This window comes from Pseudomonas sp. TAA207 (assembly GCF_001529285.1).
Lineage (GTDB): Bacteria > Pseudomonadota > Gammaproteobacteria > Pseudomonadales > Pseudomonadaceae > Aquipseudomonas > Aquipseudomonas weihenstephanensis.
Window position 1 is genome coordinate 82,828 of sequence record NZ_LLWJ01000070.1, and the last position, 22,178, is coordinate 105,005.

The 22,178-nt window shown below is 58.3% G+C and carries 19 protein-coding genes; 10 read left to right on the forward strand and 9 right to left on the reverse strand.

From position 1 onward, the window contains the following. The first annotated feature begins 13 nt into the window (after positions 1-13). Positions 14-928 carry an alpha/beta hydrolase gene (locus tag AP059_RS17220; protein ID WP_059764472.1) on the forward strand — a complete coding sequence of 305 codons (915 nt, stop codon included), beginning with the start codon at positions 14-16 and terminating at the stop codon, positions 926-928. Further along, entirely contained in the window at positions 925-1,251 is a 327-nt protein-coding gene (locus AP059_RS17225; RefSeq protein ID WP_059764474.1) for a hypothetical protein, read from the forward strand. The genes AP059_RS17220 and AP059_RS17225 overlap by 4 nt, the downstream gene beginning before the upstream one ends. A 46-nt stretch (positions 1,252-1,297) precedes the next feature. Here the strand turns inward: AP059_RS17225 and AP059_RS17230 are convergent, their stop codons facing one another. The 4 genes from AP059_RS17230 to AP059_RS17245 form a co-directional block, all read right to left on the reverse strand. Next, the gene (locus AP059_RS17230) at positions 1,298-2,671 is read right to left on the reverse strand and encodes a lytic polysaccharide monooxygenase (RefSeq protein WP_059764476.1); all 1,374 of its coding nucleotides are present in this window, start codon (positions 2,669-2,671) and stop codon (positions 1,298-1,300) included. 46 nt (positions 2,672-2,717) lie between these two features. Beyond that, positions 2,718-4,109 (reverse strand): glycosyl hydrolase family 18 protein, encoded by a 1,392-nt coding sequence (locus AP059_RS17235; RefSeq protein WP_082706824.1) that lies wholly within the window; start codon positions 4,107-4,109, stop codon positions 2,718-2,720. Between the two features lie 448 nt (positions 4,110-4,557). Further along, entirely contained in the window at positions 4,558-5,337 is a 780-nt protein-coding gene (locus AP059_RS17240; RefSeq protein ID WP_059764480.1) for an OmpA family protein, read from the reverse strand. Positions 5,338-5,402: 65 nt separating this feature from the next. Then, on the reverse strand, positions 5,403-5,816 hold the full coding sequence (locus tag AP059_RS17245) for a DUF4398 domain-containing protein (RefSeq protein ID WP_048363326.1): 414 nt from the start codon (positions 5,814-5,816) through the stop codon (positions 5,403-5,405). Between the two features lie 416 nt (positions 5,817-6,232). Between AP059_RS17245 and ppc the strand changes: the two genes are divergently transcribed. The 5 genes from ppc to AP059_RS17270 all read left to right on the forward strand — a co-directional run bounded on the left by ppc (position 6,233) and on the right by AP059_RS17270 (position 11,956). Beyond that, positions 6,233-8,863 carry a phosphoenolpyruvate carboxylase gene (ppc, locus tag AP059_RS17250; protein ID WP_059764482.1) on the forward strand — a complete coding sequence of 877 codons (2,631 nt, stop codon included), beginning with the start codon at positions 6,233-6,235 and terminating at the stop codon, positions 8,861-8,863. Between the two features lie 287 nt (positions 8,864-9,150). Continuing rightward, positions 9,151-9,798, forward strand: a complete 648-nt coding sequence (gene adk, locus AP059_RS17255; protein WP_059764485.1) for an adenylate kinase — start codon at positions 9,151-9,153, stop codon at positions 9,796-9,798. Positions 9,799-9,890: 92 nt separating this feature from the next. Beyond that, entirely contained in the window at positions 9,891-10,577 is a 687-nt protein-coding gene (gene tsaB, locus AP059_RS17260; RefSeq protein ID WP_059764486.1) for a tRNA (adenosine(37)-N6)-threonylcarbamoyltransferase complex dimerization subunit type 1 TsaB, read from the forward strand. A 209-nt stretch (positions 10,578-10,786) separates the two neighbouring features. After that, positions 10,787-11,083: a hypothetical protein gene (locus AP059_RS17265; protein ID WP_048363330.1), complete on the forward strand. Its 297-nt coding sequence runs from the start codon at positions 10,787-10,789 to the stop codon at positions 11,081-11,083. A 3-nt stretch (positions 11,084-11,086) separates the two neighbouring features. After that, positions 11,087-11,956: a DUF72 domain-containing protein gene (locus tag AP059_RS17270; protein ID WP_059764488.1), complete on the forward strand. Its 870-nt coding sequence runs from the start codon at positions 11,087-11,089 to the stop codon at positions 11,954-11,956. Here the strand turns inward: AP059_RS17270 and AP059_RS17275 are convergent. Beyond that, on the reverse strand, positions 11,953-12,573 hold the full coding sequence (locus AP059_RS17275; protein ID WP_059764490.1) for a hypothetical protein: 621 nt from the start codon (positions 12,571-12,573) through the stop codon (positions 11,953-11,955). The two genes, AP059_RS17270 and AP059_RS17275, sit on opposite strands and share 4 nt — an antisense overlap. A gap of 93 nt (positions 12,574-12,666) precedes the next feature. On the opposite strand from AP059_RS17275, the gene AP059_RS17280 reads away from it, so the two are divergent. Continuing rightward, on the forward strand, positions 12,667-13,449 hold the full coding sequence (locus tag AP059_RS17280) for a class I SAM-dependent methyltransferase (RefSeq protein ID WP_059764492.1): 783 nt from the start codon (positions 12,667-12,669) through the stop codon (positions 13,447-13,449). A gap of 9 nt (positions 13,450-13,458) precedes the next feature. On the opposite strand, the gene AP059_RS17285 is transcribed toward AP059_RS17280, so the two are convergent. Continuing rightward, a complete protein-coding gene (locus AP059_RS17285; protein ID WP_059764494.1) occupies positions 13,459-14,097 on the reverse strand; it encodes a TetR/AcrR family transcriptional regulator in 639 nt (212 codons plus the stop codon). A gap of 90 nt (positions 14,098-14,187) precedes the next feature. Here AP059_RS17285 and AP059_RS17290 point away from each other — a divergent pair, with 90 nt between their 5' ends. Together AP059_RS17290 and AP059_RS17295 are read left to right on the forward strand one after the other, a co-directional pair. Further along, a complete protein-coding gene (locus AP059_RS17290) occupies positions 14,188-15,288 on the forward strand; it encodes an efflux RND transporter periplasmic adaptor subunit (RefSeq protein WP_059764496.1) in 1,101 nt (366 codons plus the stop codon). A gap of 5 nt (positions 15,289-15,293) precedes the next feature. Continuing rightward, positions 15,294-18,365 carry an efflux RND transporter permease subunit gene (locus AP059_RS17295; RefSeq protein WP_059764497.1) on the forward strand — a complete coding sequence of 1,024 codons (3,072 nt, stop codon included), beginning with the start codon at positions 15,294-15,296 and terminating at the stop codon, positions 18,363-18,365. Positions 18,366-18,434: 69 nt separating this feature from the next. Here AP059_RS17295 and AP059_RS17300 read toward each other — a convergent pair whose 3' ends face one another. The 3 genes from AP059_RS17300 to plsB all read right to left on the reverse strand — a co-directional run bounded on the left by AP059_RS17300 (position 18,435) and on the right by plsB (position 21,942). Beyond that, complete coding sequence (locus AP059_RS17300; RefSeq protein ID WP_059764499.1) at positions 18,435-18,839, reverse strand: YbaY family lipoprotein; 405 nt, start codon at positions 18,837-18,839, stop codon at positions 18,435-18,437. A gap of 132 nt (positions 18,840-18,971) precedes the next feature. Continuing rightward, on the reverse strand, positions 18,972-19,325 hold the full coding sequence (locus AP059_RS22350; protein WP_131811530.1) for a hypothetical protein: 354 nt from the start codon (positions 19,323-19,325) through the stop codon (positions 18,972-18,974). 121 nt (positions 19,326-19,446) lie between these two features. Further along, positions 19,447-21,942, reverse strand: coding sequence for a glycerol-3-phosphate 1-O-acyltransferase PlsB (gene plsB / locus AP059_RS17310; protein WP_059764503.1), 2,496 nt, complete (start codon positions 21,940-21,942; stop codon positions 19,447-19,449). Between the last annotated feature and the right edge of the window lie 236 nt (positions 21,943-22,178).

The window sequence follows — 22,178 nt, forward strand, 5'->3', positions numbered from 1 at the left end:
ATAGGATTGCTCCATGAAAGCCCTGGCTGCACTCTGCCTGCTGCTTGCCCTCAGCGGATGCAGCTCGCTGCTGTTTTACCCCGAACCCGGCCAGCCCGTCACGCCGACGGCGGCGGGGTTGGCGTACCGCGACGTCACGTTGACCGCCAGCGACGGCACCCGCCTGCACGGCTGGTGGTTGCCGGCCAAACCCGGTGTGCCGCTCAAGGGCACGGTGCTGCACTTGCACGGCAATGGTGGCAACCTGGCTTATCACTTGGGGGCTGCCGCGTGGTTACCCGCCGAGGGCTATCAGGTGTTGATGCTTGATTACCGGGGTTACGGCCTGTCACAAGGCTTGGCCCGTTTACCCGAGGTGTATCAAGACATCGACGCGGCGTTCGACTGGTTGCAACACCAACCGCAAGCCCAAGGTGTGCCGTTGATTGTGCTGGGGCAAAGCCTGGGCGGCGCGATGGGGGTTCACTATTTGAGCAAACACCCGCAGCAGCGGGCGCGCGTCACAGCGATGGTGCTTGACGGCGTACCGGCCAGTTACCGTGAGGTCGGGCAGTTTGCCTTGAGCACTTGGTGGCTGACGTGGCCGCTGCAAGTCCCGCTGTCGTGGCTGGTGCCGGACGCTGACAGCGCGCTGTACGCGATACCGGACATGGGCAATCTGCCGATGCTGATCTTCCACAGTGTGGATGACCCGGTCGTGCCGCTTTCCAACGGCATCCGGTTGTATCAAGCTGCGCCCCCGCCCAAGGTGCTGCAATTGACGCGCGGCGGGCATGTGCAGACGTTTGCCGACCCGACCTGGCGTCTCGTGATGCTGCGTTATCTGCAAGACCCGCAACACTTCAATGGCGTGCGGCGCCTGGGTGAAATCCCCAATTACCCCGCCACCCCGAATTCGAAAAACGTTGAACCAGAGAGCCAACCATGAGTGAAGAACGTAACGCCATCCCGCTAATCATCACCGGTATTTGCACCATCATCGGCACCGTGGGTGTGCTGTGGTACTACGGCTATTTGCATTTCGCCAAGCCCGAAGATGCCCTGTTGCTCAGCGACTTCACGATGCTCAAAACCATTCCCGGTGAAGATTACAAAGTGTCGCTGACCCCGGCCAACCAAGTGGCGCAGTGCGTCGATGGCATCATCGTGCTGTTCGACACCGAGCAGAAAGGCCTGACCGGTGTGTTGGTGAACAACAAGAAACAAGCGGTGCGTTGCCTGGGCCAGGAAACGCCACGCCTGGAGCAGTAAAGCCCTGTGCCAGGCGCGAGTGGGCATCGTGCCTGGCGCCTGGTGATCAGGTGCGCTTGGTGAGTTCAGTCCACAGCGTATCCGTATTCCCAGGGGCCCAGTCTGGAACGTACGAAATATGCGCTTGCAGGCACTTCCAGTTTTTCTTTTCGTGGCTAACCAGGTCGTTGTTTTTATAGGACGTATTGAGTGACCAGGCCGGGTACTGCGAGCCTCCCTCGTCTGTGTCGGTTTTGACCGTCAGCACATTGCTGGGCACTGACCATTGCGCGCGTTGATCCAAGGCCGCCACGAAGTAGCGGTATTGAGTGATCGGTGTCAGCCCGGTGTCTTCAAACGTTGTCTGGCTTGCGCTCACCCGTTTGATCTCGTGCCCGTCACGGTAAATGACGTAGTGGGTAATCGGGCTGTGGCTGGTGGATGCTCCCCACATCAGGCTCATACCTGTCGCGGTTTGTACCATGCTGTGCAGGTTTTTGGGCGGTGTAGGGGGTGCGTCTTCTCCTCCTTCACTCAGCGTATTGACTTCGATGGCACGGCTGGGGGCCGAAAGATTGCCGTTCTCATCGATGGCGCTGATGAAGTAGGTGTAAAGCGTTTGCGCAGCGACGCTGTTGTCAGTCCAGTTGAGCAGGGGGGCTTCAATGTCGACGGTCGTGATGCCGTTACGGGTCAGTCGATAGTAAGCGATAGGGTAAGTGCCGCTCGACGCACTCCACGACAAGGCCACTTGTTTGTCAGTCACCTCAGTGGTCGCCAGATCCGCTGGCGTGGTGGGGCGCTCATCGGACCCGGTGTCCACGAAGTCCAGGTCCAGCACCTGGTAAAACGCCATGGGGGTGTCTGCCACTTCCCAAACCGCCAGCAACACGTGGTAGCCCACACGTTCAGGCAGAGGGAGCTGATGGTGGGTCGGTGATGGCGGTCTCAATGCATTAGGGTGTGCCCAAAACGGCTGCAGGTTGTTCTGTACGGTGTAAAAGGGTTCCGCTTCAAATTGATCGCGTGCCAATGCTCGCTGAGGGTCCCAGTCGGCGGTGGTTATAAAGTAGTTCCAGCGCCGTGTGGGGTGGTTGGCAGTGAAGTTCCAGGAAATGTCTAAAACATCCCCGCCCCGAACCTCATGTTTTCTCCAGTGCGTGCCCGGCTCATCGAGCATCAGGCCGGTGATCTGGTTAGCGCTGGCGATCTTGCCGTCCGGTGGCGCAGCCGCGTTGGCGATATCGTCCGGGGCGTAGGCGTCGAGGATGCCGGCGCCAAGGCTTGGGAAGAACTTGCCGCTCTCGCGCTGGTTCAAAGCGCCCTCATCCAAATCGCCCGCAAGCCATGCAAAGTAGGCACGCGATGCCGGTGAGAAAATATGACCGTGGCGCAGGGTTTTGCTTTTGCTGATGACATTGTTTGTTCGAACGTTGGACATGGTTTGCCTCGGGTGCAGTGAGTACTTTGATAAAGCAGCCTTTAAATCAGACGCGCTGCCACACAGAGGTGGCTTTGTCCGGCGTCCAGAACAGCGTTGAGGTGTGCTGCATGGCACACCGGTAAACGTGGCCCAGGTAACTCACGCGCGCGTTGTCTGCATACCAGGTTGCGTTTATCCACGCCGGGTCGGTCTCGCCATTGCCCGGCGTACGCACCGTCAAAACGGGGCTTAAATCGGAGCTGTTGCTTTGGGTGTCTTTGGCGAGTATTTGATAGCTGTAAGTGATGTCAGGGCCTAGCCCCTTATCGACAAACGTGAGGGCGTCGACTTGCCCGCAAGGTTTGCCATCGCGGTACAGCCAATAGTGTTTGATCGGGTGAGGGCCTGAGGAGGGTTGCCAATTGAGTGTGACGGACGAGACAGTCTGAGCCGTTGAGTTGAAATTGCGCGGTGTGGACGGTTGTTGTGGCTGCGGTGTTTCACCCCCCGAGACATACCCGTAACGCGTAATAAACTCCCAGTTATAAGCCTCCCCCGATTTTGGGCGACCGTTGTCCCAATTGATCGACCACGTCATCAGGCCTTTAATCGCCAGCTGCGCCTGTTCCAGTCGCAGCAGTGCCTGTGTCACTGCTTGGGGGTCAACCACATAGCCGTTGTCGGCGGCATCATTGTTACTGGGCAGGCCAATCACAAATTTTTCAGGCGGGATGTGAATAAAACCGCGAGAGCCAGTGACGATGCTGTGGGTCAAGAAGTACAGAAAGTCCTCCTTCACGGCATTGTCGTTTTGTTTCAGGTTGCCGAAACCTTCGACCCATACGCCATCAGTGCCCTGATTATAAAACTGCGGGGCAATGAAGTCGTACTCGCCCTCCAGTGAAGTAATGTACGGCACATAACTTGCCCCGGTGCGTAAATAGGGAAACTCGGGCGCCATGCTGATGATGAAATGTTTGCCTTGCTCGCGGTAAAACTGTTTGACCCGTTTTAGCGCCGCCGGAATAACCGTTTGATTGTCCTCGGCCGTAATGGCGGCTTGTTCCAGGTCGATATCCAGACCGTCGAAACCATACGTTTCTACCAGGTCAATAATCCGTTGCACGAGGGCGTTTTCATCGCCGCTCGACAATTCAATGTGTGCATCGGCACCGCCCAGGGATATCAGCACTGAACGGCCTTGAGCGTTCAGCACATCCACTTGCCGGCGAAACTCTGCATCCGATTGGTTATAGGGGGTAAAGGTGGGGATGTGATCCGCACTGCCGGGTGAAACCTTCATGAATGCCACGGCCACGACGTTGTACTGCTCGGGTATATCAATGAGCTCCATATTCTTGAAGAAACCCTGTCGATAACCGCTGCCGCTCCATTCCCCCTCTGCCCAGTTATGCCAAAAGCCCATGACTATTTTTTTGTTACTGATATCGGGCATGTCTAACGTGGAGCAAGCAAGGCGAGGTGTTTTGCGTGATTGAACCATATGGGTTTCCCAGCTCTACGAGTGTGCATTGATGGGTGCGCAAGTGCCCGGGGGGACGTGAGTTCGCCGTGGCCCGTGCAGGTCTGCTTTTTATAATCAGAGTGTTATGTATAGAGGCAGAACCGGGCGGTGGGTACTGTCAGAACTGACAGTTCATTAAGCTCAATTGGAATATTTAACGTGGGGGCAGTGTGTTTATACAAAGCGGCCCTGTTTGCAGGGCAGTGACTTGCGTACCGCTAAAGGCGCGTCAAGACGTCTTCACAGTGCGCAACCAGCCAGGCTAGCCCCGGCGTACGCATGAATTGCTCAGCGTAGGTGTCGGATAAAAAAACACCCCGGCATCAGGACGGATGTCCGATGCCGGGGTGTTGTGTACTACGCGGCTTTTACGACGCGTTTACTGCATCGACGAACGCGGCGCTACGGGCTGGTTGTCGTTGGAGATAGTCACTTCAACGCGGCGGTTCTGGGCACGGCCGGAGTTGGTGGCATTGCTGGCCACCGGGTATTCCTTGCCATAGCCTTGAGCCACGATGCGTGATGGATCAACACCGGCATGTACCAGTGCGTTTTTAACCGCGTTGGCACGGCGCTCAGACAGGCCCTGGTTGTAGGAAGCCGAACCTTTGCTGTCGGTATACCCTTCAACGATCACTTTGCGATCCGGGTTTTTGATCAGGTAGTTGGCCAGCGTGGTGATGCTGTCACGGCTGTTGGATTTGAGGTCTGCACGATCGAAATCAAACAGCACATCACCGAAGGTGACCAGGGTGCCACGCTCGGTTTGCTTGGCATTGAGGCTCTGCAACTGACGGATTTGCGCGTCACGCGCTTCAAGCAGGGCTTGAGCACGGGCGGCAGCGGAGTTTTTCAGCTGGTTTTCAGCGGTGCGCAGCGCGATGGTCTGCTTGGCCACTTCAACACGCTGGTTGGTCAGGTACGCCAGTTGGTCAACCTTGGACTCGTCTTCTTTGTCCAGGTAAGCCTTTTGCGCCTTGTCCAGCCACTCGCTGGCGTCTTTGGTTTCCAGGGCGGCGACCTTGGTGGCTTCCGGGTTGGTTTGCAGCGCCGAGAAGTTGGTCTTGGCGTTTTCCAGGTTGATGTTTGGCTGGTGCGAGCACGCCGCCAAGCCAACGCTGAGGGCCAACAGGGCAGGGATCAGTACTGTGTTACGCATAATATTTAGTCCTTTCTAACGATTAGGAATGCGAAGTCGCAGAGACAGGCAAAAAGGGGCGGCGTTTACTTAACGCTGCGCATGCCTTCCTGACGCAGTTCCTGAACGGCTTTCTGAGCATCCTGAACGGCCTTCTCGGCTTTAGCGGCCTGGGCTTTGCGTTCTGCTACGCGAGCATCCCACTCGGCTTGTTCAGCCAGACGCTTGGCGTCCTTGTAGTTTTTGTCGTGCATGGCCAGCTCGGCTTGCTTGAGCTTGTCTTGCGCCGACTTCATTTCCACCGGGGCGTATTCAGTACCGCCAGCGCTCACGGCGTTGTTGACCGCCGATTGAGTCACTGCGTATTGCTCGGACGGCGGGTTGCCAGCACAACCGGCCAAAACGAAGCTGGTACCGATTGCCAACGCAGCCAGTTTTAGCCCGCGCAGGCGAGGTGAGGTGGTTTTGACAGTGCGGGTCATCATGGTCTTCAACTCCATTAGGTAACTCCTGAAAAACTTCAAATTCCATCACGTCTGTGGCGTCAAACAGGATTGCCTGTGATGTCACCCGGAGTGTTGATATCCCTGCCCCGGCAGTGATGGTTAATGGGTGTGACCGAAACGATTTTTGAATAGTTCAAAAAAAAAGATGGCTAATGGCCTAATTATTCGTGACCGATCAGTCACGCCATTTTGCCCCGATCAAAGCGTTGCCAAGCCCTGATTTAGAGGGCGCGCCGGGTTCTATAAGGGTTTGCGGGCAGGCAGTAACCTTAAAAAGCCAGCGTGCGGTCCTTGCTGAAACGCGTCAGCGTGCAGGTTTTTTTTATCGCACGTGCGGCTTGCCATGCACAACGATTGCGACGCACTCTTGGGCCACGAGCTGTCCCCGGATACTGCTGGAGAAATTGCTGATGACCGATATTGCTGCACGCTTGCGCGATGATGTTCACCTGCTGGGTGAACTGTTGGGTAATACAATCCGTGACCAGTACGGCGAAGCGTTTCTCGCCAAAATCGAACGCATTCGTCAAGGCGCCAAGGATGACCGGCGTGGCACCACTGGCGAGGAGTTGAGCACCATTCTGGGGGATTTGAACGATGACGAAGTGCTGCCGGTGGCGCGAGCGTTCAACCAGTTTTTAAACCTGGCCAACATCGCCGAACAGTACGAACTCATCCACCGCCGTGAAGAGGGGCAGCCCGAGCCGTTTGAATCGCTGGTATTGCCCACGTTGCTGGCGCGTTTGCTGGCTGAGGGGCATAGCGCCGAATCTTTGGCGCGACAGGTTGCGCGCCTGCAGATCGAGCTGGTGCTGACCGCGCACCCGACCGAAGTGACCCGTCGCACGTTGATTCAAAAATACGACGCCATTGCCGCGCAGTTGGCTGCACAAGACCACCGCGACCTCACGCTCAGCGAAAAAACACACATCGAACAACGCCTGCAACGCTTGATTGCCGAAGCGTGGCACACCGAAGAAATCCGCCGCACGCGCCCCACGCCCATTGATGAAGCCAAGTGGGGCTTTGCCGTGATAGAGCATTCCCTGTGGCATGCCTTGCCGAACATGATGCGCAAGGCCGATGAGGCGCTGTACGCCGCCACCGGGCTGCATTTGCCACTGGAGGCCGCGCCGATTCGCTTTGCGTCGTGGATGGGCGGTGACCGCGATGGCAACCCCAATGTGACCGCCAGCGTCACCCGTGAAGTGTTGTTGTTGGCACGCTGGATGGCGGCGGATCTGTACCTGCGCGACCTCGATAAACTGGCGGCTGACTTGTCGATGCAGCAAGGCACACCGGCGTTGTTGGCCGCAGCCGGGGACAGCGTCGAGCCTTATCGTGGCGTACTTAAACAATTGCGTGAGCGCCTGCGCATTACCCGCAATTGGGCACACAGCTCGCTGAGCGTGACCCAGCCTGCGCCTGAAGGCGTATTGCATGACAACCGCGACCTGCTGGCGCCGTTGCAGTTGTGTTATCAGTCGCTGCACGCTTGCGGCATGGGGGTGATTGCGGACGGCCCATTGCTTGATTTCCTGCGCCGCGCGGTGACTTTCGGCTTGTTTCTGGTACGCCTCGATGTGCGTCAGGACGCGGCGCGTCACGCCTCGGCGATGACCGAAATTACCGATTATCTGGGCCTGGGGCGCTACGAAGAGTGGGATGAAGACACGCGCTTGACCTTCCTGATGCGCGAACTGGCCAACCGTCGGCCGCTGTTGCCGGGTTATTTCAAACCCGGCGCAGACACCGCAGAAGTACTCGCCACATGCCGTGAGGTTGGCGCAGCGCCACAAGCCTCATTGGGTTCGTACGTGATTTCGATGGCAGGTGCCGCCTCCGATGTACTGGCGGTGCAATTGCTGCTTAAAGAGGCGGGGCTGGAACGACCGATGCGCGTGGTGCCGTTGTTTGAAACCCTGGCCGACCTCGACAACGCAGGCCCGGTCATTGAACGCCTGCTGCTGTTGCCCGGTTATCGCGCGCGACTGCACGGGCCGCAAGAAGTGATGATCGGATACTCCGATTCCGCCAAAGATGCAGGCACCACCGCCGCCGCGTGGGCGCAATACCGGGCACAGGAAACACTGGTCAATATCTGCCGCGATCAGCAAGTCGAACTGCTGCTGTTTCATGGTCGGGGTGGCACCGTGGGTCGAGGCGGCGGTCCGGCGCATGCGGCCATCTTGTCTCAGCCGCCGGGGTCGGTGGCGGGGCGTTTTCGCACCACCGAACAAGGCGAAATGATCCGCTTCAAGTTTGGTCTGCCCCAGATCGCCGAGCAAAACCTCAACTTGTATCTGGCGGCGGTGCTGGAGGCCACGTTGCTGCCACCGCCCTTGCCTGAACCGGGCTGGCGCGTGCTGATGGACGAGTTGGCCGCCGATGGCGTCAAGGCGTACCGCAGCGTGGTGCGCGATAACCCGCAATTTGTGGAGTACTTCCGCCAATCCACCCCGGAGCAAGAGTTGGGGCGCTTGCCGCTGGGCAGTCGCCCGGCCAAACGCAGGGCGGGCGGCATCGAAAGCCTGCGAGCCATTCCGTGGATCTTCGGCTGGACCCAAACGCGGCTGATGCTGCCGGCATGGTTGGGGTGGGAAACGGCCTTGAACAACGCGCTGGAGCGTGGAGAGGGCGAAGTGTTAGGGCAGATGCGCGAACAATGGCCGTTTTTCCGCACTCGCATCGACATGCTGGAAATGGTGCTGGCCAAAGCCGATGCCGACATTGCGCGTTTGTACGACGAGCGCCTGGTGACGCCCGAACTGCTGCCATTGGGTGCGCACTTGCGCGACTTATTGTCGCAGGCGTGTGCGGTTGTACTGGGCTTGACCGGGCAGACGCAACTCATGGCGCACAGCCCTGAAACCTTGGAATTCATACGTTTGCGCAACACCTACCTTGATCCGCTTCATTTATTGCAGGCCGAATTGCTGGCCCGTTCCCGGCGCCAGGAAGCGGCGCAAGACAGCCCTCTGGAACAAGCATTGTTGGTCACTGTGGCCGGAATTGCGGCCGGCTTGCGTAACACCGGTTAACGGAAAAACCGGCTCAGTGACCGTGCCCCTCATGACGCAGCCTGTGCATCAACACCTGCACTGGCTGCGTGGGCACACCACTTTATTGCAAGGCTGCGCGCTGTGACACCCCGTCGCACGGGCCTGTCAGCCTCTGATTATTCCTACTTTTGCCGTCTTGTGTGGCTCGGGCCTGCTGTGTATCTTGGTCAGCCCTTGGCCATTTTGATGGCCATCACCCGATTCTGAGATTGGCCCAAAGAGGCGAGTCTGTTGTCATTTAAATAAAAAATTTTAGGAGCACATCGATGCGCGTCATTCTGCTGGGAGCTCCCGGGGCCGGTAAAGGTACTCAGGCAAAGTTCATCACCGAAAAATTTGGTATCCCGCAAATCTCCACCGGTGACATGTTGCGAGCCGCCGTCAAGGCAGGCACCGAGCTGGGCCTGATCGCTAAAAGCGTCATGGACAGCGGCGGTCTGGTTTCCGATGACCTGATCATCAATCTGGTCAAGGAACGCATCAGCCAGGACGACTGCAAAAACGGTTTCCTGTTCGACGGCTTCCCGCGCACCATTCCGCAAGCTGAAGCCCTGGTCAAAGCCGGTGTCGAGCTGGACCACGTACTGGAAATCGCCGTAGAAGACGAAGAAATCGTCCAGCGCATTGCTGGCCGTCGCGTGCACGAAGCGTCGGGCCGCGTTTACCACATCGTCTACAACCCGCCTAAAGTAGAAGGCAAAGACGACGTGACCGGCGAAGCGCTGGTGCAACGTAAAGACGACACCGAAGAAACCGTGCGTCACCGTCTTTCGGTTTACCACTCGCAGACCAAGCCGTTGGTGGATTTCTACCAGAAGCTGGCCGCTGCTCAAGGCAAGCCAAAGTACAGCCACGTTGAAGGCGTTGGCTCAGTACAGGACATCACCGCCAAGGTGCTGGCTGCCCTGAACTGATCGTCGATTTGCCCTGATACAACAGCCCGCTTGCGGGCTGTTGTTGTTTATACTGCTGCACTTTTTAAATTCTGATTCTGACGGGAACACCGATGAGCACCTTGCTGGCCCTGGATACCGCGACTGAAGCTTGCTCTGTTGCCTTGCTGCACGATGGCAAGGTTACAAGCCACTACGAGGTCATCCCGCGCCTGCACGCGCAAAAGCTGTTGCCCATGATTCAAACCTTGCTGGCCGAGGCCGGAGTCAAACTGTCGGACGTTGAGGCCATTGCATTTGGCCGCGGGCCGGGCGCGTTCACGGGTGTGCGCATCGCCATCGGCGTGGTGCAAGGGTTGGCGTTTGCGCTGGAGCGCCCGGTATTGCCCGTCTCCAACCTCGCGGTACTGGCCCAGCGAGCCTACCGCGAGCACGGCGCTACCCAGGTGGCCGCTGCAATTGATGCGCGCATGGACGAAGTGTATTGGGGTTGCTACCGCGAAGTGGCCGGTGAAATGCGCCTGGTCGGGGCTGAAGCCGTATTGGCGCCTGAAGCCGCGCAACTGCCGGACGACGCCACGGGCCAATGGTTTGGGGCGGGTACTGGCTGGGGCTATGCCGAACGTTTGAGCCCTAAGCCGTACGCAATGGACGCGGGCATGCTGCCGCACGCTGAAGACTTACTGACCCTGGCCCGATTTGCCTGGGCACGCGGCGAAGCCATCGTGGCCGACGAAGCCCAGCCGGTGTACCTGCGAGACAAAGTTGCCACCCCCAAGCCCCCTGTTCTGGCCCCGTAGCAGTTGACGAAGCCTGCGTGCGGCGGCGTCGCCATGGTAAAGCTTCACGCCACGATGCCAGCACCCTCGGACGCCGCCTGCGCCAGCGACTACAGTTATGGGCAGGGCTTTAAACCTTTTTGCTTTTTTGCAGTCTAGTCTTCACTTGGGCAATTGCTTAGTTCGGCCGGTGCCGCTAAATTGCCATCATTGCAACCGAGCTTATCGCTATGCGCATCGACGGCTTTTCCTCACAGTCTTACCCGATCAAGCGCAAGCCGCGTAAAGGCCAGGCGCTGGTTGACGAGTCGGTGGAAGACAGCGAAATCGTCTTCGAAAACGCCCCGCAAGCCGCACGTACGCCTCCCTCCGGTGAGCGCATCAGCCAAGTGCCCGCCCGTCAGCAAGACATGATTTTCCAACGTGTCATGAGCAAAAAAGTCGCCAGTGCCCTGACCAGTTACCTGACCACGGCAGGCTTCGTTGACTGGGACGCTGAAGTACTGGGGCTAGACCTGTACATTTGAGCCATGACGCAAAATCCTCTCCCGTATTACCTCGGTTGCCCCGCCTGGAGTGAAAACGCCTGGCGCGAAGGCTTGTACCCGCAAAACGCGCGGTCCACCGAGTTTCTGAGCCTGTATGCGCAAGTGTTCAATGCGGTCGAAGGCAATACCACGTTCCACGCCAAGCCTGCTCCGGCCACGGTCGAGCGCTGGGCGCAGAGCCTGCCCCAACATTTTCGTTTCACCGCCAAGTTCGCGCGGGAAATCAGCCACGGCGGTGATTTGCGTAGCCAAGGGCCAGCCGTGGAGAGCTTTCTTCAGTTGCTGCGCCCGTTAGGTGCGCGCGTAGCACCGTTGTGGCTGCAACTGCCCGCGAGCTTCGGCCCTCAGCGTCTTGCAGAGCTGGTGAGCTTTATAGACGCCCTGGAGCGCCCGTTGGCCGTTGAAGTGCGCCACCCTGCCTTCTTTGCCAAAGGCGATGCCGAGCGCCTGTTGAATCGCGTGCTGAGGGATCGCGGTGTCGAACGCATCTGTCTGGACTCGCGTGCACTGTTCAGTTGCACCTCCACAGCACCCGCAGTGCTGCATGCCCAGGAAAAAAAACCTCGAGTGCCGCCGCGTCCTGCGGCCTTTACCTTGTTTCCACAGGTGCGCTTTATCGGTCGGCCGGAATTAGAAGCCAACGATGCGTATTTGCTGGCGTGGGTGGAAAAGGTTGCGGGCTGGATCGAAGAAGGGCGCACGCCGTATGTGTTTTTACACACCCCGGATAATCACTTGGCACCCGAGTTGGCGCGGCGTTTTCATGCGCAATTAAGTGAACGGTTACCGGGAATGCCGGCATTGCCCGTGCTGCACACCCCGCAGACGAGCGAACAACTGGGGCTGCTTTAAGCCGCCAGACGCAGGTTATTGACGATCAGCGGGCGTGCCCAGCCCAAATCAAAGTCCATTGCGCGCTGCTGCTCAATCAACGTCATGGCATCGAACGGCTCGGCAGGTTTGTCCAGCAAGTCCATTTCGAACTCTGCTATGGGCAGGTGCAAAGGCCGCGGCTCAGGCGCTGGGCCTGGTTCAGGCAGCGGGTGACCGGCGGCCATTACGATCGGGCGCACCCAATGGCTGTCGAAATCTTGCTGATGCTGTTGGGCGAACAGCTCATCCGGCGGGTAAGGCTTGGCAATGGGTGGCAACAAGTCCAGTTCGAACTCGGCAATGGGCAAAAACAGCGCTTCGGGTGGGCGCAGCTCGGTGTCTATCACGTCGCAATGGCGCTGGGTCACGATGCTGCTCAGCAAATCACTGCCGCCGCGCGGTTCGACGTTTTCATCGCGCTCTACCGGCTCGATGTCGAGCGGTGAGAATTCGTCAGTACCGGACTGCTCGACCAATGCCTGGGCGTAGAAGTCCTTCCACAGGTGATTGACACTGCCCGTGATCTGCGAATTGTGACGGCCAAAATCGCCAATTGGCGCGATAAAGCCTATCGATGTGGAATGAATGTCTGACATAGCTCTCGGTCGACGCCCAGCTCTGGCAAAATGCCGGATATTTCATTTATCGGCAGCGTTTGCCGATCATTAAATTTTTGAGCGTGTTTTTAAATGAGTGAGCAAACAGCAGGCTGTCGAATCAACGTCCAGGCACTGGACGAGGCGTACCAAGCCTTGGCCGAGCAGTGGGCCGAGCGCCTTGGCCTGCCGATGGACGAGGCGGATGCCGAGTTCGCCTTGCAAGTCAGTGCGCACGGTCTGCAATTGCAGCAGTTGGGCGCCGATGCACCGGGGCCGGTGCGTGTCGACTTTGTAGAAGGTGGCGCTGCGCACCGGCGTTTGTTTGGCGGCGGCACCGGGCAAATGATTGCCAAGGCTGTGGGCATCCAGCAGGGCGTGCGCCCACGGGTGCTGGACGCCACCGCAGGGCTGGGCAAAGACGCGTTTGTGCTGGCCAGCCTGGGCTGTGAAATGAGCCTGATCGAACGTCAGCCGTTGATCGGTGCGTTGCTGGAAGACGGCCTGGCCCGTGGTCTGGAGGACCATGAGGTGGCACCAATCGTGTCACGCATGAAGTTGCTCAAAGGCAATTCGATTGAGGTGATGCGGCACTGGGAAGGCGAGCCGCCGCAGGTGATCTACCTCGATCCGATGTTCCCGCACCGAGAAAAAACGGCGCTGGTAAAAAAAGAAATGCGCTTGTTCCGCCCCTTGGTAGGCGATGACAACGATGCGCCGGCATTGCTCGAAGCAGCGTTGGCGCTGGCAAGCCACCGCGTCGTGGTCAAGCGCCCGCGCAAGGCCCCGTGCATAGCAGGCCCCAAACCAAGCCATGCACTGGACGGCAAATCGAGCCGCTACGACATCTACCCCAAAAAAGCCCTCAAGCCCTGAGCCGCCGGGTTAATCCGCCCTGTAGGCGCGCATAAACAATGTCACGACCTCACGCACATGGGCCTCGGCTTCTTGCGCGCTCAACGGTTCGCCGCAGCCATGCAGCAGGCGAAAGTTGGGTGCGCCCTTGAGCAGGCAAAAAAAGTGCTCGGCCGCATGGTGGGTGTTGTTGATCCGCAGTGTGCCTTGCTGGTGAATGCGATCCAGCAGGCGCTCCATCTCCAGTACCACATGGTGCGGCCCGGCTTCGAAGAATATCTGCGACAGCTTCGGGTCCTGGCTGCCCAAGGTGATCATCAACCGGTGCAGGTTTAACGACTCCTCACTGTTGATCAGCGTGTGAAACCCGCGCCCGATGTTTAACAGCACCGTTTCAATCGGCACGCCGTGGGGCAAAGCAAAAAACAACTCCGGCAACTGCTCGGTGCACTTGGCCATTACGGCGGCCGAGAACAAGGTCTCCTTGTCGGTGAAATGGCTGTAGACCGTCAGTTTTGACACGCCAGCCAAGTTGGCAACGGCGTCCATGCTGGTGCTGGCAAATCCCTTGCTCAGAAATAGAATTTTGGCGGCATCCAGGATCGACTGGCGTTTTGCCAGATCTTTGGGGCGGCCGGGGGCATTAGGGACTAAAGGTTGGTCAGACATTTCCGTTTATTACTGGACTGGTGAGTTTAGTATTAATAACATGCCGCCCAGTATAAATATTCCAAGCCCTATAAGCGAAAGGTCGTCTCCATGTTGCGTCATGCCTTGCCCCGCGCTGTGCCTGTCTGTTTGGTGTTTTTGTTAGCTGCGTGCGGGCATGAAGAGCCTGTTCAGGTCAGCATCAGCCCGGCGATTGTGGTGCAACCCCAACCTTCGGCGCTGGCGACCCAAAGCTATCCAGGCGAAGTACGCGCACGGTTTGACCCGCAGCTGGCCTTTCGCATCGGCGGCAAAGTCACGCGCCGGTTGGTCGACGAAGGTGAGCGGGTCAAGGCCAACCAGCCGTTGGCTGAGCTGGACCCGCAAGACGTTCGCCTGCAACTGGACGCGACCCGCGCTCAAGTGGCAGCTGCACAGGCCAACCTCAACCTGGTGCGCTCCGAACGTGATCGTTACAAAACGTTGCTCGACCGTCAGATGGTCAGCCGTTCCCAGTTCGATAACGCCGAAAACCTTTATCGCGCAGGCGAGGCCAAATGGCAGCAGTTGCAAGCCGAGCAAAACGTCGCCAGCAACCAGGCCAGCTATGCCGTATTACGCGCGCCGCAAGATGGCGTCATTGCCCAACGCCAAGTGGAAGTCGGACAGGTCGTGGCCGCAGGTCAGACCGTTTTTACGCTCGCTGCCGACGGTGAGCGTGAAGTGTTGATCAGCGTGCCCGAGCAGGCGTTCGCGCGGTTCAAGATTGGCCAGCCGGTGTCGGTTGAGCTGTGGTCCCAGCCCGATCAGCGGTTTAGCGGGCGGATTCGTGAGTTGTCGCCATCGGCCGATCCCAAGTCGCGAACCTTTGCAGCCCGTATCGCCTTCACGGCTGGCAAAGTGCCTGCCGAGTTGGGTCAAAGTGCGCGAGTCTTTATCCAAAACGAGGGTGTGAGTTCGTTGTCGGTGCCGCTGTCGGCACTGAGTGCTGAAAACGGCGCGGCCTATGTGTGGCGGGTTGGCCTTGGCAACAAGCTGGAGCAAGTGCCTGTGCGTGTTGGCCCCTATGGCGAGAAAACAGTGCCGGTGCTGGAAGGCCTCACGTCTGTGGATTGGGTCGTCGCCGCCGGGGCGCATGTGCTGCATCAAGGGCAGGAGGTACGGCCTATTGATCGTTCCAACCGAACGATCAATGTCATGGCGAAGGAGTAATTGCCATGGGTTTCAACCTGTCTGCATGGGCGTTGCGCAACCGCCAGATCGTCCTGTTCCTGATGCTGTTGCTGGCCATCGTCGGTGGGCTTTCCTACACCAAATTGGGCCAAAGCGAAGACCCACCGTTTACGTTCAAAGCCATGGTGATCCGCACGCTATGGCCCGGCGCCACGGCTGAAGAGGTCTCGCGTCAGGTCACTGAGCGCATCGAGAAAAAACTGATGGAAACCGGCGAGTACGAACGCATCGTGTCGTTCTCGCGCCCCGGTGAATCGCAAGTGACGTTTATGGCGCGCGACTCCATGCACTCCGATGAAGTCCCGGCGCTGTGGTATCAGGTTCGCAAAAAGATCAGCGATATCCGCCACACCTTGCCGCCCGCCATTCAGGGACCTTTCTTCAACGACGAATTTGGCACCACATTTGGCAATATCTACAGCCTGAGCGGCGAAGGTTACGACTACGCAGTGCTCAAGGACTACGCCGATCGCATCCAGATCCAGCTGCAGCGGGTCAAGGATGTAGGCAAGGTCGAGCTGCTGGGCCTGCAAGACGAAAAAATCTGGATCGAACTGTCCAACCTCAAACTGGCTACGCTGGGTTTGCCGCTGGAGGCGGTGCAAAAGGCCCTGGAGGAGCAAAACGCGGTCTCGACCGCCGGTTTCTTTGAGACCCCGACCGAGCGTGTGCAACTGCGTGTCAGCGGCAACTTCAAGACTGTCGAAGAGATCGAGCGCTTCCCGATTCGTGTCGGTGAGCGCACCTTGCGCATTGAAGACGTCGCGGATGTACGCCGTGGTTTCAATGATCCGCCTGCGCCGCGTATGCGCTTTATGGGCCAGGACGCCCTGGGTCTGGCCGTGGCCATGAAAGACGGTGGTGACATTCTGGCCTTGGGCAAGGCGCTGGAGACCGAGTTTTCCCGTATCCAGAAAAACCTGCCGGCCGGCATGCACCTGAGCAAGGTGTCCGATCAGCCGGCAGCGGTTAAAACCAGTGTCGGCGAATTTGTACAGGTGTTGGTCGAAGCCCTGGCGATTGTGTTGCTGGTGAGTTTCTTCTCGCTCGGCGTGCGCACTGGCATGGTGGTGGCGTTGACCATTCCGCTGGTGCTGGCCATGACGTTTGCCGCCATGCATTACTACGGCATCGGCCTGCATAAGATCTCGCTGGGCGCGTTGGTGCTGGCCCTGGGGTTGTTGGTCGATGACGCCATCATCGCAGTGGAAATGATGGCGATCAAAATGGAGCAAGGCTACGACCGCTTCAAGGCGGCGAGCTTTGCATGGACCAGCACTGCCTTCCCGATGCTCACGGGCACGCTGATAACCGCCGCCGGTTTTTTACCCATCGCCCTGGCGCAGTCAAGTACGGGTGAATACACCCGCTCGATCTTTCAAGTGGTGACCATTGCGCTGCTGGCGTCGTGGATTGCGGCGGTGGTCTTTGTGCCTTATCTGGGCGCCTTGCTGTTGCCGGATTTGGCCAAGCGCCATGCCGCCAGGCATGGCACCGGTGATGGCGCAACGGACCCTTACGGCACGCCGTTTTATCAACGTATCCGGCGTTTGGTTGCGTGGTGTGTGCGGCGGCGCAAAACCGTGATTACGCTGACCGTGCTGTTGTTTATCGGTTCGGTGGTGTTGTTCAAGTACGTGCCCCAGCAATTCTTTCCGGCATCGAGCCGTCTGGAACTGATGGTGGACTTGAAGCTGGCCGAAGGCGCGTCTTTGAGCAATACCACGGAGCAGGTTGAGCGCTTGGAAGCCTTGCTCAAAGACCATCCCGGCATCGTCAACTACGTGGCCTACGCCGGGACCGGTTCGCCGCGTTACTACTTGCCGCTGGACCAACAATTGCCTGCGGCCAGCTTCGCGCAGTTTGTGGTGCTGGCCAGCAGTATTGAAGACCGCGAGCGCCTGCGAAGCTGGCTGATCGACACCTTGAACGAGCAATTCCCGACGGTACGCTCGCGGGTGACGCGCCTGGAAAACGGCCCGCCTGTGGGCTACCCGGTGCAGTTTCGGGTCACGGGTGAGCACATCGAGGACGTACGGGCACTGGCGCGTAAAGTCGCGGCGAAGGTGCGTGAAAACCCTCATGTGGTGAACGTGCATCTGGATTGGGAAGAACCGAGCAAAGTGGTGTATCTCAATATTGACCAGGACCGTGCACGGGCCTTGGGCGTGAGCACCGCTAACGTGTCGCGGTTCTTGCAAAGTACGCTGCTGGGTTCGACGGTCAGCCAATATCGCGAAGACAACGAATTGATCGAAATCCTGCTGCGCGGCACGCCCCAAGAACGTACGCAATTGACGTTGCTGCCGAGCCTGGCCGTGCCGACCGATAACGGCCAGAGCGTTGCCTTGTCGCAGATCGCCACGCTTGAATACGGGTTCGAAGAAGGGATTATCTGGCACCGCAACCGTCTGCCCAACGTGACCGTGCGGGCTGATATTTACGGCAAGGAGCAACCCGCTTCGCTGGTACAGCAGATCTTGCCGACGCTTGAAGGGGTGCGTGCCGAACTGCCAGATGGCTATTTGCTGGAAGTCGGGGGCACGGTGGAAGACTCTGCCCGAGGTCAGAATTCGGTCAAGGCCGGAGTGCCGCTGTTTATCGTGGTGGTGCTGACCTTGCTGATGGTGCAACTGCGCAGCTTTTCGCGCGTGGCGATGGTGTTTTTGACCGCGCCGTTGGGGTTGATCGGCGTGACGTTGTTTTTGCTGGTGTTCAACCAGCCGTTTGGTTTTGTGGCCATGCTGGGCACCATTGCGCTGTCAGGGATGATCATGCGCAACTCGGTGATTTTGGTGGACCAGATCGAGCAGGACAAAGCGGCGGGGCTGGATGCCTGGCAGGCAATCATCGAAGCGACCGTGCGCCGTTTTCGTCCGATTGTGCTGACCGCGCTGGCGGCGGTGCTGGCAATGATTCCGCTGTCACGCAGCGTGTTTTTTGGGCCGATGGCAGTGGCGATCATGGGCGGGCTGATTGTCGCGACCGCACTCACGTTGCTGTTTTTACCCGCGTTGTATGCCGCGTGGTTCAAGGTGAAGAAGCCGAGTGTGTAGGTGCTGGCGCAGGATGCGAGCTGTGTGGGTGCAAAAGATCGCAGCCTGCGGTAGCGCCTACAGGGTTCGTTATGAAGCTGGAACTTGATCGACTCGCAGACGCAGCGGTTGCGGGGTTTTGTCGTTGAGGTCAACGCTATTGCGTTCGGTGGTGATGAACAGCAATTGGCCGTTGTCTTCAATGCGGGCGCTGACGGCGTAGGTATGGCCGGGCTTGACTTGAGCAGGGTCGTAGCTCAAGTGAAACGGCAACGGAACCTGGCCTTTGATCTGGCCACTTTGTTTGGCCAGGGTCACGGCCGGGGCGTCAGCCAGTGAAATATCTTGCAGGCTGACTTCCAGAGTGGCGGTTGGCGGCAAGGCGATACGTTGCAGGTAGAACACTTCGCCGTCGAGTGTGGCGTGTGGGGTTGAGTTCATTGAGCTACAGGCTCCAAGTAGTGCAGCAAGGCCGAGCACAAGCAGTTTTTTCATGGCAGAAAACTCCGTTTCTATCCCTGAGCAAGTGATTTCACTCAGGGAAGTTGAAGGGATTCTAACAATGAAAAGCGGCCTGGGCGGTAGTGGGTGGCCAACATCGCTGTGACCACGGTGCAGGATGTGGCCTTAGCCGTTGTTGCCGCCGTGAACGCCACCGTCCGGATGGTCGATGCGCCAAGGGGTGCCAGGAGGGGTTTGTTTGTCCGGTACGCCTTGGGTGTCTGCGCCGTTGCCAGGGTCTGGGCGGCCTCGGTTTTCAGCATCGTTGCCAGGGTCTGGGCGGCCTCGGGTTTCAGCATCGTTGCCAGGGTCTGGACGGCCTCGAGTTTCAGCATCGCTGCCAAGGTCAGGACGGCCTCGGGTTTCGGTATCGCCGCCAAGGTCAGGGCGGCCTCGGGTTTCGGCATCGCCGCCAAGATCAGGTCGGCCGCGGTTTTGAGCGTTATGTTCTACGTGAGTGCATTCATTTTCTTGAGTCATGTTTGATGTCCTTATAGGTTGACTAGCCTGGGTATGTGCCGATTCATTCGGTACATGCCAAGGCTAGTTGCTTATAAGTCGTCGAAAAATGATCGAGAGCTTTCTGTGTTGTTTTGAAGACTTACCCTACGCTCTGCGGTGTGTCAGCGGCATCTTCTGCACGGTGCAGGGCCACCTGACGAATCGACAGGCGAATCTCTGCCGGCAATACGCGTTTGGCTGCGCCTTCGGCCAGTTCCCCCAGCAGTTCGTGGTAACTCAACTTGCCGTTGGCATCGCGGCGCAGTACCTCTTCTTCAAGCAGCGTCTGGATAAAGTGGCGGAACAAGCTCTTGTCGAAGAACTCCGGGGCATTGAGGCCATGCAAAATGGACAGGCGTTGAGCCATCATGGTGCACAAGTCTTCCAGTTCTTCGGCGCTCAAGGTGTTTTGACCGCTGTTGAGCAGCAGTGAAATCGCCATGTAAAAGCGTTGCAGGGTTTGCGCAATGCTCTTGGACAACAGCGTCAGCAGCACAAAGTGGCGCGAGCTAGGAGCGGGGCGCAGGTACACCTCGTTTTCGAAACGCAGCAAACCTTGCTCGACAAAAGCCTCCAGCCATTGATCGACGACGCCATCCAGTTCGTCCAGCGTCCAGCGGATGAACAATTCCGATTGCAGGTACGGATACAAGGCGCGGGTGTAGCGCAGGATCTGCTCACGCGTCATCCGCGAAGCGCTCTGGAAGAAGCTGGCCAGTAACGAAGGCAGCGCGAAGATGTGCAGCACGTTGTTGCGGTAGTAAGTCATCAGGACGGCGTTCTGCTCATCCAGATACAGAATTTTGCCCAATGCATCGCTTTGCTCGGACAACAAGTCCATGTCCTTTACATGCTCGATCAGCGCGCGGCCATCCCCTTCAGGCAAGGTGGTGTGCGGTGAATACGGCACGCGGCGCAGCAGCGCCAGATAGAGGTCGAGCACGCGGGCCATGGCGCGATCATCCAGCGCCAGCTTGCTGGTGGACAACAACGCCAGTGCCACCAGATTCACCGGGTTGATGGCGGCAGCTTCGTTCAAGTGCTGAGCCACTTTCTCACCCAAACGATGAGTGGTGGCGTTCAACCATTCAGGACGGTAAGACGGTGCGAGTTCCTGTTGGCGCCAGTTCGGTTGTTCGGTGTCGAGGAACTCCGCCAGTTTGATCGGTTCGCCAAAGTTGACCGCCACTTGACCAAAACGCTGTTTGAGCGCGCCAATGACTTTGAAAATGTCGAAAATCGACTCTTTCTTCTTGCTCGCACCGCGCAATTCACCCAGGTATGTACGGCCTTCAAGCACACGCTCATAGCCGATATACACCGGCACGAACACGATGGGCATGCGCGAGGAGCGCAAAAAGCTGCGCAGGGTGATGGCCAACATTCCGGTTTTGGGTTGCAGCATACGGCCGGTACGCGAGCGCCCGCCCTCAACGAAGTACTCGACCGGGAAGCCTTTGGTGAACAAGGTGTGCAGGTATTCGTTGAATACAGAGGTGTAGAGCGGATTGCCCTTGAAGGTACGGCGCATGAAAAATGCCCCGCCACGGCGCAACAAACTGCCGATGACCGGCATGTTGAGGTTGATCCCGGCGGCGATGTGCGGCGGAGTCAGACCGTTGCGAAACAGCAGGTAGGAAAGCAGTAGGTAGTCGATATGGCTGCGGTGGCACGGCACGTAAATAATTTCGTGGCCTTGCGCGACGTCTTGCACACCTTCGATGTGGTTGACCTTGATCCCGTCGTAAATCTTGTTCCAAAACCAGCTCAGTACCACTTCCAGAAAGCGAATGGCGGTGTAGGTGTAGTCCGAGGCGATTTCGTTGGCATAGCGCAGGGCTTGTGCCTTGGCCTTATCGGGCGAGATATTCTCGCGCTCGGCCTCGTCGAGAATCGCCTGACGCACGGTTGGCTCATTGACCAGGCCTTTGACCAGATTGCGCCGGTGCGACAGGTCGGGGCCGATGACCGCGGTTTTAAGGTTGCGAAAGTGTACGCGCAAGATGCGCTGAGCCATGCGCACGGTGCGTTCATGGCCTTTGTTATGGTCGAGCAGTTCACGCAAATGAATGGGCGCCGAGAACTGCACGCGGGTCTTTCGGCCCAGAATAAGAATGCGCAGCAGGCGACGCAGACGCCCGGTCACCGCCCAGCTGTCAGCAAACAGCAACTTCCACGGGCTGGACTCGCTGTCAGGGGATTGGCCCCAGAACACACTGACGGGGATGATTTGCGCGTCTTCGCCGGGGTTGACGGTCAGGCTGTCCACCAAGCGGGTCAGCGTCGGCGGGGCACCGCGTTTGTCCTGGCGCCCTAGCCAATCGGGTTCTGGGGTCAGGTAAAAGAAGGCGGCAGGTTCAACCATTTGCCCCACGGCCACTGGTAATACCGGACGCGGCAGGCCCGCCTTGGTGCATTCGGCGTCGACCACCGCCAGTTCAGTCACGGAGGGCGATTGCAGGACGTAGAACACCGGCCGGCTGCGGTCCAGATTAAGGGTGAAGGACGACTGATTAATGGTCTCCGAGCGTACCCACAGGTACAGCAAGCGACGCAGGGCGCCAAACACTAGACGACGGAACGGGGAACGGGTCATACGGCTTCTGCATGAGTGGATTAAAACGAGTGTTTACTCGGCCGGGTAGTGTGCCGTATCTCTGGAAAATCGGCAAAAAAGCTGCGAACTAATATTGATTGAGTGTTTTTCGCGCTGTCTTATACTCGATGCTCTTTCGCCATCAAGTGTAAGACGTTTTCAGCAAACTATAAGTTCGAGCGAAAGTGCTCAATGGGCTGAATCAGCAAGCCCGCTCAAAAACAATAAAGGGGATG

What these genes read in the sequence shown, in the direction of transcription:
- AP059_RS17220 (WP_059764472.1), top strand. Translation starts at nt 14, where the DNA reads ATGAAAGCCCTGGCTGCACTCTGCCTGCTGCTTGCCCTCAGCGGATGC.
- AP059_RS17240 (WP_059764480.1), bottom strand. Translation starts at nt 5,337, where the DNA reads ATGCGTAACACAGTACTGATCCCTGCCCTGTTGGCCCTCAGCGTTGGC.
- AP059_RS17225 (WP_059764474.1), top strand. Translation starts at nt 925, where the DNA reads ATGAGTGAAGAACGTAACGCCATCCCGCTAATCATCACCGGTATTTGC.
- ppc (WP_059764482.1), top strand. Translation starts at nt 6,233, where the DNA reads ATGACCGATATTGCTGCACGCTTGCGCGATGATGTTCACCTGCTGGGT.
- AP059_RS17270 (WP_059764488.1), top strand. Translation starts at nt 11,087, where the DNA reads ATGACGCAAAATCCTCTCCCGTATTACCTCGGTTGCCCCGCCTGGAGT.
- AP059_RS17245 (WP_048363326.1), bottom strand. Translation starts at nt 5,816, where the DNA reads ATGGAGTTGAAGACCATGATGACCCGCACTGTCAAAACCACCTCACCT.
- AP059_RS22350 (WP_131811530.1), bottom strand. Translation starts at nt 19,325, where the DNA reads ATGACTCAAGAAAATGAATGCACTCACGTAGAACATAACGCTCAAAAC.
- AP059_RS17230 (WP_059764476.1), bottom strand. Translation starts at nt 2,671, where the DNA reads ATGTCCAACGTTCGAACAAACAATGTCATCAGCAAAAGCAAAACCCTG.
- AP059_RS17265 (WP_048363330.1), top strand. Translation starts at nt 10,787, where the DNA reads ATGCGCATCGACGGCTTTTCCTCACAGTCTTACCCGATCAAGCGCAAG.
- tsaB (WP_059764486.1), top strand. Translation starts at nt 9,891, where the DNA reads ATGAGCACCTTGCTGGCCCTGGATACCGCGACTGAAGCTTGCTCTGTT.
- AP059_RS17280 (WP_059764492.1), top strand. Translation starts at nt 12,667, where the DNA reads ATGAGTGAGCAAACAGCAGGCTGTCGAATCAACGTCCAGGCACTGGAC.
- AP059_RS17290 (WP_059764496.1), top strand. Translation starts at nt 14,188, where the DNA reads ATGTTGCGTCATGCCTTGCCCCGCGCTGTGCCTGTCTGTTTGGTGTTT.
- AP059_RS17285 (WP_059764494.1), bottom strand. Translation starts at nt 14,097, where the DNA reads ATGTCTGACCAACCTTTAGTCCCTAATGCCCCCGGCCGCCCCAAAGAT.
- AP059_RS17295 (WP_059764497.1), top strand. Translation starts at nt 15,294, where the DNA reads ATGGGTTTCAACCTGTCTGCATGGGCGTTGCGCAACCGCCAGATCGTC.
- AP059_RS17235 (WP_082706824.1), bottom strand. Translation starts at nt 4,109, where the DNA reads ATGCCCGATATCAGTAACAAAAAAATAGTCATGGGCTTTTGGCATAAC.
- plsB (WP_059764503.1), bottom strand. Translation starts at nt 21,942, where the DNA reads ATGACCCGTTCCCCGTTCCGTCGTCTAGTGTTTGGCGCCCTGCGTCGC.
- AP059_RS17275 (WP_059764490.1), bottom strand. Translation starts at nt 12,573, where the DNA reads ATGTCAGACATTCATTCCACATCGATAGGCTTTATCGCGCCAATTGGC.
- adk (WP_059764485.1), top strand. Translation starts at nt 9,151, where the DNA reads ATGCGCGTCATTCTGCTGGGAGCTCCCGGGGCCGGTAAAGGTACTCAG.
- AP059_RS17300 (WP_059764499.1), bottom strand. Translation starts at nt 18,839, where the DNA reads ATGAAAAAACTGCTTGTGCTCGGCCTTGCTGCACTACTTGGAGCCTGT.